This window comes from Streptomyces sp. NPDC002232 (assembly GCF_042890295.1).
Classification (GTDB): Bacteria; Actinomycetota; Actinomycetes; order Streptomycetales; family Streptomycetaceae; genus Streptomyces.
In genome coordinates this window covers 421,676-437,402 of sequence record NZ_JBIARV010000001.1, presented here as the reverse complement: position 1 = coordinate 437,402, position 15,727 = coordinate 421,676, and the positions used below count along the sequence as shown (strand labels likewise).

The following is a 15,727-nucleotide window of genomic DNA, read 5'->3' as shown; positions in this document are numbered from 1 at the left end:
GAGCCTTACGGGCGCGGGGCTTCGCGCTCCACGTACCGCTCGACCGCCCGCAGCTCGCGGCGCGCGGCGACCGGGGTGCCGTAGGTGCGGTCCCAGGTGACCGGGGCGATCGTGACGTGGCCCCGGTCGAGCAGCCAGGTGGAGTCGGCGTCCTTCCGGCCCTCGGCGCACTCGCCCTCGCCGGTGCCGTCCAGGGGGCAGAGGCCGAGGGTGATGTCGAAGGAGTCGCCGTTCCCGCGCTGCTGGAAGGCGTGGTAGACGACGGCCCCGTCCCCGACGCGGGTCCAGACCGGGGACCCGGCCCGGCGTCCGGTGCTGACGTCGGGGTAGTCGACCTTGAGGGCGAACGCGGAGGTCAGCAGGGCGCGCCGGCGCAGATCCGCGACGAGGCGGGCGCCGAACTCGGCGTTGGCGCGGTAGTTGACCCGGGGGAAACTCGTGTTGGTCGCGTCGCCGGAGGAGGAGAACGCGATCGCGGGGACGTCCTGGTCGATCGCGGCGACGGCCGCGCCGACGGTTCCGGAGTCGTTCACGCTCGCGGACACGTTGGGGCCGGAGTTGATGCCGGTGAGGACGAGGTCGGGGGCGCCGGTCCACCCGGCCTTGGCTCTGAGTCCGGCGCGGAGGGCGAGTTTGACGGTGTCGGCAGGCGTGGCGGACGGGGAGTCCTTGCCACAGGGGCCGTCGGCGAGGCAGACGCCGTAGACCGCACCCCGGGCGGGCGCCTGGGCGCAGTCGTTCTCGTAGCCGGCGGGCAGGGCGGTGCGGCGCTGGGCGGTCAGGACGCCGCCGTTGCTGACGGCGGTGCCCTTCCCCGACTGGACCTGCCAGGGCGCCATCACGACGACGTCGGCGCCCGCGGCGCACATCGCGCGGCGGAGCTCGTACAGGCCGAGACCGTCGGAGTTGCTCGCCTTCGCCGCCTGCATCGAGTCGTCGTTGGAGATCAGGATCCGCATCCCGGCGAGCGGGAGCGGCTCCCGGTGCCGGTCGGGGGTGGTGGCGTGGGCGGTGGCTCCGGCGGCGGCGAGCACGGCGGCCGCGGTGGACAGCGCGAGGTACGTGCGCATGGGGCATCCCTTCATGAGCATGACAGGCAGATGGGAGGATGGATCCGGGGCCCTGCCCCCCTCGGGAGGGCCCCGGATCGCGCGCGGGGTCGTCAGAAGCCCCGCGGTCTGGGGGAGATCTCAGATCTCCAGGCCGTGGCCGTGCGCGAACACCGGATCCACCGTGTCGTTCGGCACGTCCGGCCGGGACGCCGCCACCGCCGCCATCGAGCGCGGCAGCTCGAACGGCAGCCTCCCCTCCGGCTTCGCCCGGCCGAAGGCGACGTCGAGGAGGGCCTCGTCGCTCGCGCCGTAGTCGGCGATCAGCGCGGCCGCGTGCGCGGCGATCTCGGGCAGGACAGCCGGCCGTTCCAGGTTCACGCAGACCACCGTCGGTACGGTCCGCAGCAGCGTGAGGACGCCGGCGAGCTCCTCCTCGCCGAAGGCGAGGCTGCCGGAGTGGAAGAAGGACTCGAACAGGCCCGGCCGCTCTTCGTACGGGGTCCGCAGCCGCAGCACCGCGAGCTCGGCGTCGGCCGGGTCGGCGACGACCTCGCCGTACGCCGCCGCGACCGCCGGGTCGACGTTCTCCACGTACAGCCTCGGCCGCCCCGGCAGGGGGAGCGGTCCGTCGGTGAGGACCGTGAGCGAGCGGCGCTGGGCGGCGGCGCCGGCGGCCGCGAAGTCCGCGCGGCCGACCGTCTCGGCGGCCTCGTCGGGGTCGACGTAACGGCGCTCGTCGAAGAGCCCCAGGACGAACTTCTCGCGCAGCAGCCGCCGTACGGACGCGTCGATCCGCTCCTCGGAGATCCGGCCCGTCCCGACGAGCTCCACGATCACCTCGGGGCACTCCTCGCCGCCGAACTGGTCCGCGCCCGCGTCCAGCGCCTTCGCGGCCCGCTCGGCCACGCTCAGGTGCTCGACGCCCCACGCGCGGGCCTCGTGCGCCTCGCCGAAGATCGAGTGTTCCTGGAGCAGGCCCCAGTCGGTGCAGACGATGCCGGTGAAGCCCAGCTCCTCGCGGAGCAGGCCGGTGATGACGCCCTTGTTGAAGCCGAAGCCGACCTCCTCCCAGTCGGTGCCGACCGGCTGGCCGTAGTACGGCATCATCTGCGAGCAGCCGGCGGCGATCGCGGCCCGGAAGGGCTCCAGGTGGTGCTCCCGCATCCCGCCCGGGTAGACCTGCTCCTTGCCGTGCGGGAAGTGCGGGTCCTCGCCGTCCTTCTGCGGGCCCCCGCCCGGGAAGTGCTTGACCATCGCGGCCACGGAGTCCGGGCCGAGCTCGGGGCCCTGGAGCCCCCGCACGTACGCCCGGACCAGCTCGCCCGTCAGCTTCGCGTCGGAGCCGAAGGTGCCGGACTGGCGGGACCAGCGGGGCTCGGTCGCGAGGTCGATCTGCGGGTGGAGCGCGGTCCGGAAGCCCACCGCGAGGTACTCGCGGCGGACGGTGTCGGCGAAGTCGAGGACCAGCTCCGGGTCGCCGATCGCGGCCAGTCCGAGCGCCTCGGGCCAGGCGGAGAAGGCGCCGGAGTGGAAGGAGGCGCCGATGTTGTCCGTGAAGGCGTGGCGGGGGTCGGTCGACAGGGAGACGGGGATGCCGAGCCGGGTGCCCGCCGCCATCTCCTGGAGCGCGTTGTGCCAGAGGGCCGTCTCGCGGGCGCCGTGGGTGCCCAGCAGGTTGAAGTGGGTCAGCCGCCGGTCCTCGACGAGCTGCGGGGTGGTGAGGGCCAGGGGCCCGCCGTCGGTCTCGGTCACCGGGGAGCCGTCGGCGTTCATCATCAGCATGGTGTGGAAGAGCTGACCGGCCTTCTCCTCCAGCGTCATGCGGGCGAGGAGGTCCTCGACGCGCTCGTCGACGGGGCGGCTGGGGTCCTGGTACGGGTGCACGGGCTGCTCCGGAGCTGATCGACCGGTGGCCGGGGGGAGGGCGCCACCGGGACGGGCCGGCGGCGGTGCCGACCTTGGGCGCCCCCAGGCTAAGCGTGAAAACCGAGTGACCACTAGGTTTCTGTTTTGTGTCCTGGGTCACAGGAGAAAAGGTGCATTCGAGGCCCGGTTAAGGTGGCCGCATGCCGGAGAACACGGGCCGAACGAACCGCAGGACCGCAGGCAGGGGCAGCTACGCGGTCGGCGACGCACGCCGCCAGAAGATCCTCGACACCGCCGTCGACCACTTCGGCCGCTGGGGCTTCCACGCCTCCTCGCTCGCCCGCATCGCGAACGACTGCGGCATCACCCAGGGCGGCCTGCTGCACCACTTCCGCAGCAAGGAGGACCTGCTCCTCTCGGTCCTCGCGCAGAGCGAGCAGCACGACGAGGAGCGCCTCTTCGGCGTCGCCCCCGACTCCTACGCCGACTACCTGGAGACCCTGGTCGCCCTGGTCGAGGAGAACACCCGCCGCCCCGGCATCGTCCGGATGTTCAACGTCCTGGTGGGCGAGTCCGGAAACGTCGGCCACCCCGCCCACGCGTACTTCAAGGAGCGCTACGCGCGCGTGCTCCGGCACACCGTCGGCCTCCTGGAGGAGGCCGTGCGGCGCGGCGAGCTCCGCCCCGGCCTCGACTGCGCGGCCGTCGCCCAGGAGCACCTCGCCGTCATGGACGGCCTCCAGATCCAGTGGGCCCTCGACCCGGCCTCGATGGACATGCCGGCCCGGGTGGGCGCGTACCTCCGGCGCCGGTACGCGGAGATCGCCGCGGCCCGCGCCTGACGGGGGCCCGGCGACCGGGGGTTCGTGGGCCGGCTCACGTCCGGGAGGGCACGCGACCGGGGGCGGGCTCACGTGCGCACGGGCTCACGTCCAAGAATGGCCGCACGCGGACGGGCTCAAGGGCTCGTCGGCGGGCCGCCCTCCGGGAGGGCGGCGAAGACGCGCTGGAGGGCCGGCGGGCGCTCGCCGTCGCCCGCGACGACCACGCGGTGGCGGTAGGTCACGGAGTACTGGAAGCCGTCCGCGACCGGGCGGCCCGTCGGGCGCTCCGGGACCAGGGCGTAGGCGGGGTCCTCCAGGGCTGCGCGCAGTTCGGCGGCCTCGGCGGGGGTCTGCCGGCCGGTGCGCGGCGCCTTGCCGCCGGACCGGCTGGTCCAGGAGCCGTCGTAGTGCACGACGAGCTGGTTCCGGATCCCGGCGAAGCCGCCGCTGACGGTCACCTCGACGAGGACCTCGCCGGGCTGCGGGTCCGCCGCCGGTGTGCCCGGCTCCGTCGTGCGGCCCGGCACGGCGGGCGCGCTCGTGCCCGACGGGGGCCCGCCGGGCGCGGGCGGCACCCCGGGGCCGCAGCCGGTCACGCCGCCCACCAGGGCTCCCGCCAGCAGCAGGGTCCCGCACCACGTCCCTGTTCCCCGTACGCCTCGCACCATGGGTCGAGCATGCCCCGTCCGGGGTCCCGCGCGCAGCGGGAAGCCCGGGATTCCACCCGTCAGTGGCCCTCGGGGCCGGTGCGTACGATCCCGGTGATCGGGCCCCGGTAGCGCCAGTCCAGGGAGTCGTACAGCGCGAGCCCGTCCGTGGTCGCGGCGAGCACCCCGGTCACGGCGCCGGCCTGGGCGGCGGCGGCCTCCAGGGTGCGCATGACGTTCGCGCCGAGGCCCCGGCGCCGGTGCGCGGGGTCGGTCTCGATCTGGTCGGCGACGGCGGTGGAGCCGGTCGGGGCGATCTGGCCGCGGGCGGCGAGCGTGCCGTCCGGGGCGAGGATGCGCACCCGGACGACGCCGTCCTCGACCTCGGTGGTCCGGGCGTATCCCTCGGGCTGCGCGGGGCGGGCGCCGGGGTCCAGCGGCTTGACCATCATGAAGCCCGGGTCGTCGGGGACGGTCCACCCCTCGGTGATCCAGGCGCCGGCCTCCTCCGGGCCCGCCATCACCTTGAGCCAGCTGTGCGGCGCGGTCAGCCGGGCGCAGAGCGCGCCGACGGACGCCGCGTCGGGGGCGGGCAGGACGTGACGCACGACGTGCCGGGGCAGGCCGACGTCGATCCGGTAGCCCCAGGGCTCGGCGACGGCCGGCGGGGTGCCCCGGGAGACGGTCCAGCCCGCCACCCAGGCATCCGTAATAGCTCCTATATCCATGCAGTCATTACATCGGCTACCGGCGGGCAGGCGGGAGAGTGATCGCTCAGAGCGAACGAACGTCCGGGAACATCTCCGGGCTCAGGTGCATTGAGTCCACATAGCTCAACTTGACTGCCGAAGGGGAGATCATGGCTTCTGAGTCCAAGCCGTCCGTGCCGCTCACTCTGCCCGTGCTGCCGCTCGACGACGAGGTCGTGCTGCCCGGAATGGTGGTGCCGCTGGACCTGTCCGACACCGACGTACGGGCCGCCGTCGAGGCCGCCCAGGCCGCCGCCCGCACCGGGACGGGCAAGCCCCGCGTGCTCCTCGTGCCGAGGGTCGACGGGACCTACGCCGGCACCGGCGTCCTGGGCGTCGTCGAGCAGGTCGGCCGGCTGTCCGACGGCGACCCCGGCGCGCTCATCCGCGGCCTCGGCCGCGTCCGGATCGGCGCCGGGACCACCGGCCCCGGCGCCGCCCTCTGGGTCGAGGGCAACGCCGTCGAGGAGACCCTGCCCGACCCGCTGCCCGGCTCCGTCACCGAACTGGTCACGGAGTACAAGGCGCTGGCCACCACCTGGCTCAAGAAGCGCGGCGCCTGGCAGGTCGTCGACCGCGTCCAGCAGATCGACGGCGTCGGCGCCCTCGCCGACAACTCCGGATACTCGCCCTTCCTCAGCGTCGAGCAGAAGGTCGAACTCCTGGAGACCGCCGACCCGGTCGCCCGCCTGAGGCTCGCCACCGCCCAGCTCCGCGAGCACCTCGCCGAGCAGGACGTCGCCGAGACCATCGCGAAGGACGTCCAGGAGGGCGTCGACAAGCAGCAGCGCGAGTTCCTGCTCCGCCGCCAGCTCGAAGCCGTCCGGAAGGAGCTGCGCGACCTCAACGGCGAGGCCGAGGGCGACGAGTCCGACGACTACCGCGCCCGCGTGGAGGCCGCCGACCTGCCCGAGAAGGTGCGCGAGGCCGCCCTCAAGGAGGTCGAGAAGCTGGAGCGGTCCAGCGACCAGTCCCCCGAGGGCTCCTGGATCCGCACCTGGCTCGACACCGTCCTCGAACTGCCGTGGAACGAGCGGACCGAGGACCGGTACGACATCCGGGGCGCCCGCGCGGTCCTGGACGCCGAGCACGCCGGACTCGACGACGTGAAGGAACGGATCACCGAGTACCTGGCGGTGCGCAAGCGCCGCTCCGACCGGGGCCTCGGCGTGGTCGGCGGCCGCCGGGGCGGAGCCGTCCTCGCCCTCGTCGGCCCGCCCGGCGTCGGCAAGACGTCGATCGCGGAGTCGGTCGCCCACGCCATGGGCCGGAAGTTCGTCCGCGTCGCCCTCGGCGGCGTGCGCGACGAGGCGGAGATCCGCGGCCACCGGCGGACCTACGTCGGCGCCCTGCCCGGCCGGATCGTCCGCGCCGTCAAGGAGGCCGGGTCGATGAACCCGGTGGTCCTGCTCGACGAGATCGACAAGGTCGGCTCCGACTTCCGGGGCGACCCCGCGGCGGCGCTCCTCGAAGTGCTCGACCCGGCGCAGAACCACACCTTCCGCGACCACTACCTGGAGGTCGAACTCGACCTCTCCGACGTCGTCTTCCTGGCCACCGCCAATGTCCTCGAAGCCATCCCCGAGGCGCTCCTCGACCGCATGGAGCTGGTGCGCCTCGACGGCTACACGGAGGACGAGAAGGTCGTCATCGCCCGCGACCACCTGCTCCCGCGCCAGCTGGAGCGGGCCGGTCTGGAGCCGGGCGAGGTCGTCCTGGAGGAGTCCGCGCTGCGGAAGCTGGCCGGGGAGTACACCCGGGAGGCCGGCGTCCGCACCCTGGAGCGGTCGATCGCCCGGCTGCTCCGCAAGATCGCGGCCCAGCACGAACTGGGCGACCGGGAGCTGCCGTTCACCCTCGGGCCCGACGGCCTGCGGGAGCTCATCGGGCGGCCGCACCACGTCCCGGAGTCGGCCCAGGACCCGGCGGAGCGGCGGACGGCCGTGCCGGGCGTCGCCACGGGTCTGGCCGTGACGGGCGCGGGCGGCGACGTCCTCTTCGTCGAGGCGTCCCTCGCCGACCCGGAGACGGGCGCGGCCGGTCTCACCCTCACCGGCCAGCTGGGCGACGTGATGAAGGAGTCGGCTCAGATCGCGCTCTCCTTCCTCCGCTCGCACGGCGCGGAGCTGGAGCTTCCGGTCACCGGCCTGAAGGACCGGGGCGTGCACATCCACTTCCCGGCGGGCGCGGTGCCCAAGGACGGTCCCAGCGCGGGCGTCACCATGACCACCGCCCTGGCGTCCCTGCTGAGCGGCCGGCTGGTCCGCACGGACGTGGCCATGACCGGCGAGGTCTCCCTCACCGGCCGGGTGCTGCCGATCGGCGGCGTGAAGCAGAAGCTGCTGGCCGCGCACCGGGCGGGCATCACGACGGTCGTGATCCCCAAGCGGAACGAGGCCGACCTGGACGACGTCCCGGCCGAGATCCTGGAGAAGCTGGAGGTGCACCCGGTGACGGATGTCCGCCAGGTCCTGGAGATCGCGCTCGCCCCGGCGGTGGTGCCGGTGGACGTGGCCGCGTAACTCCCCTCCCGCGGAAGCGGGGTGCCGTCACGGCACCCCGCTTCCGCGTGCCCGCATCCCGTTACCTGGATGTCAGTCGGGGCTGGCATGCTCGTACGCATGAACGACGACGCCTTCTGGGCTCTCATCGACGAGTTGAGCCGCCGTCCCGGTGACCGGGACGAGCGGCTGGAGTGGCTGCGGGCCGACCTGATCCGGCGTCCGGCCGCCGAGAGCGTGGAGTTCCAGGTGCGTCTGGAGAGGGCGTGCGAGATCGCCGACACGCGCGCGCTGTGGAAGGCCGCGGACCTGATCGAGGGCGGGGACTGCACGGACGACGGCTTCCACTACTTCACGCTCTGGCTGGTGGGCCAGGGGCGCAAGGTGTACGAGTCGGTCCTCGCCGACCCGGACGTGCTGGCCGACGTGCCCGGCGTGCGGGCGCTGGTGGGCCGGCACCGTGACGGCTGGGACGACGACGAGTGGCCCGAGTGGGAGGAGCTCGACTACGTGGCGCAGGACGCGTGGGACGAGCTGACGGGCCAGGAGGGCGACGACGGCGAGGAGTTCCTGGACGCCGTCGAGGAGGCGGAGGACGCCGCGGAGGCCGCGGGGGAGTGGGAAGAGGACGGTCAGTCCCGGGGGTCCCGGCCGGAGGGGTTGGCGATACCCCGGCTCACCGCCCTCTTCCCGCCCTCCGGCTCGTAGGAGCCGGAGGGGTCCGTGGCCCGCGCGGTCAGGACGCGGAGGAGTTCCGGCGGCGGCTCAGGAGCAGGCTGCCGCCCGCGAAGGCCGCGAGGGCGCCCGCGGCGGCGAGGGCCGTCGGGAGCGGCGAGGAGGGGGCCGCGGCCGTCTCGGCGGAGAGCGCCGGGGGCTGCTCGTCGCCGCCGTGGCCCGCGTGGCTCACGGTGGAGAGCGAGGCGCCCGCGGCGATCTTGGCCTCGGTCGGGGCCTGGGCCTGCTTCTGGGCCTGGGCTCCCGCCGCCGCGCCGCCGAAGGTGACGTCCGAGCAGCTGTAGAAGGCCTCGGGGCTGTCGTTGCGCTGCCAGACCTTGTAGATGATGTGGCGGCCGGTGCGGGCCGGCAGGTTGCCGGTGAAGTTGTAGAAGCCGTCGGTCGCGGTGCGGGTCGTGTTGTAGACGGCGACGGGCGTCGCGTCCAGGTCCGACCACTTGAGGGGCTTGGTGGGGTCGAAGCCCGCCTTGGTGATGTAGATCGTCATCGTGCCCGAGTGGGCGGCCGTCACCCGGACCTTGAAGTTGAAGGATCCGGCGGCCACGGCCGTCGAGGGCCAGTCGGTGCGCGCCCAGTCCAGCGCCCGGTACTTCTCGCGGTTGGCCGAGCAGAGCTTGCCGTCCGGGATGAGGGCCTGGTGCTGCCCGGCGGCGTTGGCGATGTTGACCTCGTTCCAGTCGTAGAGCGGCTGGGTGCCGGAGTCGGCGACGAGGTCCTTGCACACCTGCGACTTGGGCGTCTCGGGGCCCTCGGCGTAGCAGGCCGCCACCCGGCTCACCGGGTTGAAGACGGCCCCGTGGGCGCTCGCGGTGGTCGGGGTGAGGCTGACCAGGGCAGCGGCGGCGGACAGCGCGGCGACGCCGGTGGCGGTACGGCGGTAGGGGGGCATGCGAGGGCTCTCTCTCGTGCGTGGGGGAGTACGGGACGAGCAACGCGCACGGGGCGCACGGAAGTTGGACTCCGGACGACCGGCGGTGGAAGCCTCGCATTGGTCCATACCAATGGGCAAGGGGGTGGGTGGAAAAAGCCGGAGCGGCCCCCCGGGAGCCGTGTGCCCGGGAGGCCGTCGTGAAGCGGGGGAGCGGGGGGAGCGGGCGAGGGGTCAGCCGTTGGCGAGCGCCTGCACGCGCGAGTAGTCCCCGTTGAAGTGGTTGTGGTCGCCGACCGTCGGGCCGGAGGAGGTGTACTGCCAGATCGTCTGGTACGCCCAGCCGGCCGGGAGTTCGCCGACCTCGGAGGCGTAGCGCGCGATCCACAGCGGGTTGGTGGAGCCGAAGGCCGCGGAGTTGCCCGTGCACTGCTTCCACCAGCTGGTGGCCGTGTAGATCACCGCGTCGCGGCCCGTCCTGGCCCGGTACCGGTTCGCGAAGTCCCGGATCCAGGTGACCATCCCGGCCGCCGACTTGCCGTAGCAGGCGGCGCCGTACGGGTTCCACTCGATGTCGAGCACGCCCGGCAGCGTCCTGCCGTCCTTGGACCAGCCGCCGCCGTTGTTGACGAAGTAGTCGGCCTGGGCGGCTCCGGTCGTGGTGTCCGGGGTGGCGAAGTGGTACGTGCCGCGGATCATCCCGACGTTGTAGGAGCCGGTGTACTGCTGGTCGAAGGACGTGTTCTTGTAGTACGTGCCTTCCGTCGCCTTGACGTAGGCCCACTTGACCCCGCTGTTCCACAGCGTGGACCAGGCCACGTTGCCGTTGTGGCTGGAGACGTCCACGCCTTCCGTCTGCGCGGCGAGGGACGCGCCGCCGGACACGGGGCCCCGGCCGTCGTGGGCGAGCACGCCCATGCCCATGTACGCGGAGCCCCGGGCGGGGGCCGCCTGCCGGGCGCCGGGGTCCTGGGCCGCGGCGGCGGTGCCGGGCAGGGTGAGGGGGAGGAGGAGGGCCAGGGTCGCGAGGGCGGCGCCGGCCAGGGTCGTTCCGGATCTGTGCACACGCATTGCGTGCCTCCGAAAGGCTCGGTGGGGGAGCGGTGGCGGCAGGACCCGTGACGGGTTCTGGAATGGACATGTCATTCAGGGCTGCCGGACAAGAAGCTACGCACGTAGACCCGCCCGGCGGAAGGGGGCCTGGTTGCCGCCGTTGGTCTACGCCTGCGAAATACTGGGGGAGCTGCGGCGATGGGTGCCGCCGGAAGAAACTTTCAGCGGTCGGAAAGCGCGCGGGAGGTGCTGACGTGCACGGAAGCGGTACGGGAGACGAAGGCAGGGTCACCGCCGGAGGTGGAGTGGACCAGGAGTTCCTCGCCCTCGAACGGGAATTGGCTGTCTTCCTGCGGCGCGCCCGCGCCCAGTCCGGGGAGATGGCCCGCGAGGTCCACCCCGAACTGGAGCCCGCCGCCTACGGCCTCTTCGTGCGCCTCGACGACGCGGGCCCCCAGCGGGCCACCGAACTCGCCGGGTACTTCGGCGTCGGCAAAGCCACCATGAGCCGCCAGCTCCGCGCCCTGGAGGATCTCGGGCTCGTCGCCCGCGACCCCGACCCCGCCGACGGCCGCGCCTCGCTGGTCCGCCTCACCGAGGAGGGCCGCAGCCGCTTCCGCAGCGTCCGCGACGCCCGGCGCGAACGCTACGTCCGCAAACTCGCCGACTGGGACCGCGCCGAGGTCGCCGAACTCGCCCGCCTCCTGAATCACTTCAACCTCCGGTCGGAGGGCTGAGCCCGGGGGCGTGCCTCACTGGTCCGACGACCCCGCGTACAGCACGTCACCGCTCCGACAGCTCCGCGTACACCGCCGTCGCGTCGTCGTGCAGCTTCCAGCGGCGCACCCCGCCCGCCCGCGCGTCGGCCTCCTCCAGGGCCCGGACCCGGCCCAGCAGGCCGGCCGCACCCTCCTCGCGCAGCACGCCGAAGCAGTCCGCCCAGTCCCCTTGGGCGAACAGCTCCACCCAGCGGCTCGCCCCGTCCGTGAGCGCGGCGAGCGCCCGCACCCGCGCGCGGGGGCTCGTCCCGGTCACCGCCCGCTCCGCCACCGCCGGGTCCGCCGCCGCGGTGAAGAAGCCGCCCTCGCGGTTCCGCAGCCGGTCCGTCGCCGCGAGCGAGCGCAGCACCTCGTCCGGCACCCGGTCGAGCCGGTCGTCGAGCACGGCCCGCACCGCTCCGTCCGGGTCCTCCAGGAGGAGCACGGAGTCGGAGAGGACGAGGTGTTCGACCGACACCTCGTCCCAGCGGACGAGGACCAGGGTCGCCTGCGGCGTTCGCACGTGAGAAAGGTCACACGTGTCGCGATGGGCGTCCGCGGTGCGCCGGATGGCGTGCGACAGGATCTCGGACAGGGTCATGTCCCGGCGGGAACCGGACAGTTCGGTCAAAGCCCCGCCCAGTCGTGCGGTGAACCACGGGACCGTGTGCACACAACCGTCATCACCGGCGGGCGGTGTGACGCCGTCGAGCAGCACGACCGTCCCTCCGGCGCCCGAGGCGGGCAGGGCGGTGGCCGCCCAGTCCTCGTTGGGGCGTTCGGGGCTGCCGGGGAGGGAGGCGACTTCGCTGCGCATGGCGCCCAGTGTGCCCGCCCCCGTGGGTTCCCCGGCGCAATCCTTCACGGGACCTGCAAATGACCGGAAAAGGCCTGTACCAACCCTGCGGAACCGGAGCCCGGGGCGGACGGGACACCTCCGGGGAACTGCGGGCGGGCATCCTGCCAAAGCCCGCCCGGAAGATCCAACCGGCGCCCCGCGCGGGCCGTCGGCGACCGCCGTCGGAAGTTGTTCGCCAACTACGGAGTGTTGTTCACTCGTTCGGGTGGCGGAGCGGCCGATGCCCGCCCCCCTGCCGGAAGCGCTGGAAGGGTCGGAAGCCTTACCAGGGGGTGGGGGCGCTCCATGTGACCGGCCGTCACCTCTGCTTCATCGGCGGACGAATCAAGAATGCGAGCACCGGTGCAGAAGAAGCGGCCTCGGAGCAACAACGGCGCGCAGAGCCAGGACCCCGGTGAGCCGCAGGCCCCCGCCGGCCGGCCCAAGCGTGTCCGCAACCGGCTGGTCGCCGGCGTCGCCCTGGTGAGCGTCACCGTCCTCGCCGCCGGAGCCCCCGCGATCCTCGCCGCCTCCACCGAGCTCACCGAGTCCCAGCGCCTCGTCACCCTCGCCGAACTCGACCGGCAGGCCGTCACCCTCGCGCACTCCCTCGCCGACGAGCGCGACGAGGTCGTGGCGTACGTCGCCGCCGGACGCGAGAACCAGAGCGGCGACGCGAAGCAGAAGCGGCGGATCACCGAGGCGCGCTCCACCCGCGTCGACCGCCAGATCGACGAGATCCGCCCCGCCGCCTCCGCCGATCTCCGCCGCGACCTCGCCGGGGTCCCCTCCGTCCGCCGCACCGCGCTGACCGGCAAGGGCACGGCCCTGGAGGCCCACAAGGCGTACTCGGACGTCATCGGCAAGCTCCAGGCCCTCGCCGACGAGCTCGCCGACAAGACCCCGGCCCGCGCCTCCGACGCCGCCCTCACCGAGGCCACCCGCGCCCCCGCCGCCCTCGGCCGCGCCGTCGAACAGGCCTCCGCCACCCGGGGCCTGCTGCTCGGCGCGCTCTCCGTGCCGCAGCCCGAGTCCGACGGGGGCGTCCACTACGACCCCCGGACGGGCACCTACGTCGCCGACGAGCCCGCGGGCGCCGCCGAGGCCGACCGCGCCCGCGACGGCCTCACCGCCGCCGCCCAGCAGGCCCGCGTCCGCGAGCTCGCCGCCCTCGGCGACTTCGACCAGGCCGCCGGAGCCACCGCCCGCGACTCCCTCGCGGCCACCGTCACCGGCCCCGACGTCAAGAGCGCCGAGCTGGCGCTCACCCAGCTCACCGACCAGCCCCGGCTCACCGAGGCCGAGCGCGGCACGGACCCGGCCGCCCTGGAGTCCGCCCTCTCGGCCCGCGTCGAGCAGATGCGCGGCGTCGAGTCCGCCCTCGCCACCGAGCGCGTCGGACGGCTCGCCGCACTCCGCGACGACGACGTCGAGGCCCTCGAACTGCGCATCGCCTTCCTCGGCGGCTGCCTTCTCGTGGCGATCGGCATCTCCACCTACGTCGCCCGCACCCTCACCCGGCCGCTCGCCGTGCTCCGCCTCGGCGCCGCACGCCTCGCCGCCGCCCCCGAGCCGCACACCGAGGAAGCGGTCCGCTTCACCGGCCGCAACGACGAGTTCGCCCAGGTCGTCCGCTCCCTCAACGCCCTGCACGGCAAGCTCTCCGGCCTCGCCGCGCAGACCGAGCGGCTGACCGACGAGCGCGCCGACCTGACCGCCGCCAAGGAGGCCGCGTCCGCCGAGCTCGCCGCCCAGCGCGCCGACCTCCAGGGCCGCGTCGCCCTCCTGACCGCCGACCTGGAGCGGCTCAGGAACTCCGTCCACCACACCTTCGTCAACCTCTCGCTGCGCAGCCTCGGCCTCGTCGAGCGGCAGCTCGGCGTCATCGAGAAGCTGGAGGAGCGCGAGCAGGACCCGGACCGCCTCGCGACCCTCTTCAAGCTCGACCACATGGCGACCGTCATGCGCCGCCACAGCGAGAACCTCCTCGTCCTGGCCGGTCACGAGCACGTCCACGGCCACGCCGGGCCCGTCCCGCTCGTCGACGTGCTGCGCGCCGCCGTCAGCGAGATCGAGCGGTACGAGCGGGTCACCATCCAGTCCCTGCCGCCGCACGCCCAGATCGCCGGCTTCGCCGCGGACGACCTGAGCCACCTGCTCGCGGAACTCCTGGAGAACGCCACCTCCTTCTCGCCGCCCGACGCCGAGGTCCAGCTCTCCGGCTGGCTCCTGGAGAGCGGCGAGGTGATGCTCTCCGTGCAGGACGCGGGCATCGGCATGACCGCCTCCCGCTCCGCCGAGCTCAACGCGCGCCTGGCCGAGGCCGATCCGGACGCCTTCGAGGGCGAGGGGCTCGGCATGCGCGTCATCGCCCTCCTCGCCGCCCGTCACGGGGTGCGCGTCGAGCTGCGCGAGCAGAAGCCGGGCGGCACGGCGGCCGTCGTGGTCCTGCCGCTGCCCCTGCTGCCGACCGCGCCGCCGACGTCGGTGACGGAGCCCGTACGGGGCACCGGGCCCGTGCTGCAACTGCCCGGCTCGGTCGCCGAGGCCAACTCCAACACCCTGCCGTCGCGGAACCGCGACCCGCTCGTGGAGGCTGCGGAGGCCGCGTTCCTGGCGGCGGAGACGGAACAGGCCCGCGAGCAGACCCCCGCACCGGAGGCCGCGTACGCCCCCGAGGCGGTGTACGCCCCGGAGCCCGGGCCCGAGCCGGAAGCGCCGTACGGGACCGCGTACGAGGCCCCCCGCGAGGACTCGTACGAGGCACCCCGCGACGACTCGTACGAGACCCCCCGCGAGACCGCCTACGAGGCCCCCCGCGAGGCCCCGTACGAGTCCGTCTCCGAGACCACGCTCCAGGTCCGGCTGCCCGACCCGCCGCCGGAACCCGACCGCCACGAGCGCGCCGACGACGAGCCGAACCTCGCCGAAGCGCAGACACAGGCACAGGCGCAGACACCGGCGCAGGCACAGGGACCGGCACCCGCACCGGCACCCGCGCCCGCGCCCGACCGGGCGTCGGTCCCGGAGCCGGACCCGGCCGGGGACCCCGCCGCCGACGGAGCCGTGCCCGGACCGCGCCCCGCGCAGTGGGAGCGGGTCACCGACAAGGGGCTGCCCAAGCGCACCCCGCAGGTGGTCCGCCAGCCCTCCGCCCCCACCGCGCCCCGCCAGGGCGGCGTGGACGCGGAGGCGCTGCGCCGCAGGCTCGGCGGATTCCACCAGGGCGCCAAGGCCGGGCGCCGCGACGTGGAGGCGGAGCTGGACACCGCGCGCACCGAGGCCGCGAGCACGACACGCACAGAGGAGATGACGGGGGACACAGTCGAGGAGGCACGGAGTTGACCGCGACGGGAACGTTCGGACTGAGCACGGAAGCCCGCAACCTGCAATGGCTGCTGGGGAATCTGGTGGAGGAGGTCCCGGGTGTCCGCTCGGTGGCCGTCGTCTCCTCCGACGGACTGATGCTGCTCTCGTCGGACCCGGCCACCCAGCAGGCCGGCACGGCCGCCGCCGAGACGGGCCGCCCCGACGGGCCGCGCGGCTCCAGCGCCGATCTGGCCACCATCGTCTCCGGGATCGGCAGCCTCACCATCGGCGCCGCCCGGCTGATGGAGGGCGGCGGCGTCAAACAGACGATGGTCGCGATGGAGGAGGGCAGCGTCTTCGTCATGTCGATCAGCGACGGCTCGCTGCTCGGCGTGCACGCCACGCCCGACTGCGACATGAGCGTCGTGGCGTACCACATGGCGCTCTTCGTGGGCCGCGCCGGTCACGTACTCACCCCCGAAGTCCGCAGCGAGCTGCGCAAATCGATGGAGAGCACCCAGTGACGG

Annotated in this window: 13 protein-coding genes; 6 read left to right on the top strand and 7 right to left on the bottom strand. The window is 73.8% G+C overall.

All coding sequences use genetic code 11. The features are described 5' to 3' along the window. Positions 1–5: 5 nt before the first annotated feature. Positions 6–1,070 carry a 5'/3'-nucleotidase SurE gene (gene surE / locus ACFYXU_RS01895; protein ID WP_389456212.1) on the bottom strand — a complete coding sequence of 355 codons (1,065 nt, stop codon included), beginning with the start codon at positions 1,068–1,070 and terminating at the stop codon, positions 6–8. A 120-nt stretch (positions 1,071–1,190) separates the two neighbouring features. Then, a complete protein-coding gene (locus ACFYXU_RS01890; RefSeq protein WP_389456210.1) occupies positions 1,191–2,936 on the bottom strand; it encodes a glycoside hydrolase family 3 N-terminal domain-containing protein in 1,746 nt (581 codons plus the stop codon). A gap of 182 nt (positions 2,937–3,118) precedes the next feature. Here ACFYXU_RS01890 and ACFYXU_RS01885 point away from each other — a divergent pair, with 182 nt between their 5' ends. Next, positions 3,119–3,760: a TetR/AcrR family transcriptional regulator gene (locus ACFYXU_RS01885; RefSeq protein WP_389456208.1), complete on the top strand. Its 642-nt coding sequence runs from the start codon at positions 3,119–3,121 to the stop codon at positions 3,758–3,760. A 116-nt stretch (positions 3,761–3,876) separates the two neighbouring features. Here the strand turns inward: ACFYXU_RS01885 and ACFYXU_RS01880 are convergent, their stop codons facing one another. Both ACFYXU_RS01880 and ACFYXU_RS01875 read right to left on the bottom strand, forming a co-directional pair. Continuing rightward, on the bottom strand, positions 3,877–4,410 hold the full coding sequence (locus ACFYXU_RS01880; protein ID WP_376510658.1) for a hypothetical protein: 534 nt from the start codon (positions 4,408–4,410) through the stop codon (positions 3,877–3,879). Between the two features lie 59 nt (positions 4,411–4,469). Continuing rightward, positions 4,470–5,117, bottom strand: a complete 648-nt coding sequence (locus ACFYXU_RS01875; RefSeq protein ID WP_389408041.1) for a GNAT family N-acetyltransferase — start codon at positions 5,115–5,117, stop codon at positions 4,470–4,472. A 131-nt stretch (positions 5,118–5,248) separates the two neighbouring features. On the opposite strand from ACFYXU_RS01875, the gene lon reads away from it, so the two are divergent. Together lon and ACFYXU_RS01865 are read left to right on the top strand one after the other, a co-directional pair. Continuing rightward, positions 5,249–7,660, top strand: a complete 2,412-nt coding sequence (gene lon, locus ACFYXU_RS01870) for an endopeptidase La (RefSeq protein WP_376510662.1) — start codon at positions 5,249–5,251, stop codon at positions 7,658–7,660. 99 nt (positions 7,661–7,759) lie between these two features. Beyond that, a complete protein-coding gene (locus ACFYXU_RS01865; RefSeq protein WP_376510663.1) occupies positions 7,760–8,347 on the top strand; it encodes a DUF4240 domain-containing protein in 588 nt (195 codons plus the stop codon). Between the two features lie 28 nt (positions 8,348–8,375). On the opposite strand, the gene ACFYXU_RS01860 is transcribed toward ACFYXU_RS01865, so the two are convergent. Continuing rightward, the gene (locus tag ACFYXU_RS01860) at positions 8,376–9,263 is read right to left on the bottom strand and encodes a lytic polysaccharide monooxygenase (protein ID WP_361402483.1); all 888 of its coding nucleotides are present in this window, start codon (positions 9,261–9,263) and stop codon (positions 8,376–8,378) included. A gap of 213 nt (positions 9,264–9,476) precedes the next feature. Beyond that, positions 9,477–10,313 carry a lysozyme gene (locus ACFYXU_RS01855; RefSeq protein WP_376510665.1) on the bottom strand — a complete coding sequence of 279 codons (837 nt, stop codon included), beginning with the start codon at positions 10,311–10,313 and terminating at the stop codon, positions 9,477–9,479. 236 nt (positions 10,314–10,549) lie between these two features. On the opposite strand from ACFYXU_RS01855, the gene ACFYXU_RS01850 reads away from it, so the two are divergent. Beyond that, positions 10,550–11,032 carry a MarR family transcriptional regulator gene (locus ACFYXU_RS01850; protein ID WP_329851606.1) on the top strand — a complete coding sequence of 161 codons (483 nt, stop codon included), beginning with the start codon at positions 10,550–10,552 and terminating at the stop codon, positions 11,030–11,032. Between the two features lie 46 nt (positions 11,033–11,078). Here ACFYXU_RS01850 and ACFYXU_RS01845 read toward each other — a convergent pair whose 3' ends face one another. Further along, entirely contained in the window at positions 11,079–11,870 is a 792-nt protein-coding gene (locus ACFYXU_RS01845; protein ID WP_376510667.1) for a hypothetical protein, read from the bottom strand. Between the two features lie 372 nt (positions 11,871–12,242). On the opposite strand from ACFYXU_RS01845, the gene ACFYXU_RS01840 reads away from it, so the two are divergent. Further along, positions 12,243–15,236: a nitrate- and nitrite sensing domain-containing protein gene (locus ACFYXU_RS01840; protein WP_389408042.1), complete on the top strand. Its 2,994-nt coding sequence runs from the start codon at positions 12,243–12,245 to the stop codon at positions 15,234–15,236. Further along, on the top strand, positions 15,233–15,724 hold the full coding sequence (locus ACFYXU_RS01835) for a roadblock/LC7 domain-containing protein (protein ID WP_329851602.1): 492 nt from the start codon (positions 15,233–15,235) through the stop codon (positions 15,722–15,724). Before ACFYXU_RS01840 ends, ACFYXU_RS01835 begins: the two co-directional genes overlap by 4 nt. The last annotated feature ends 3 nt before the right edge of the window (positions 15,725–15,727 follow it).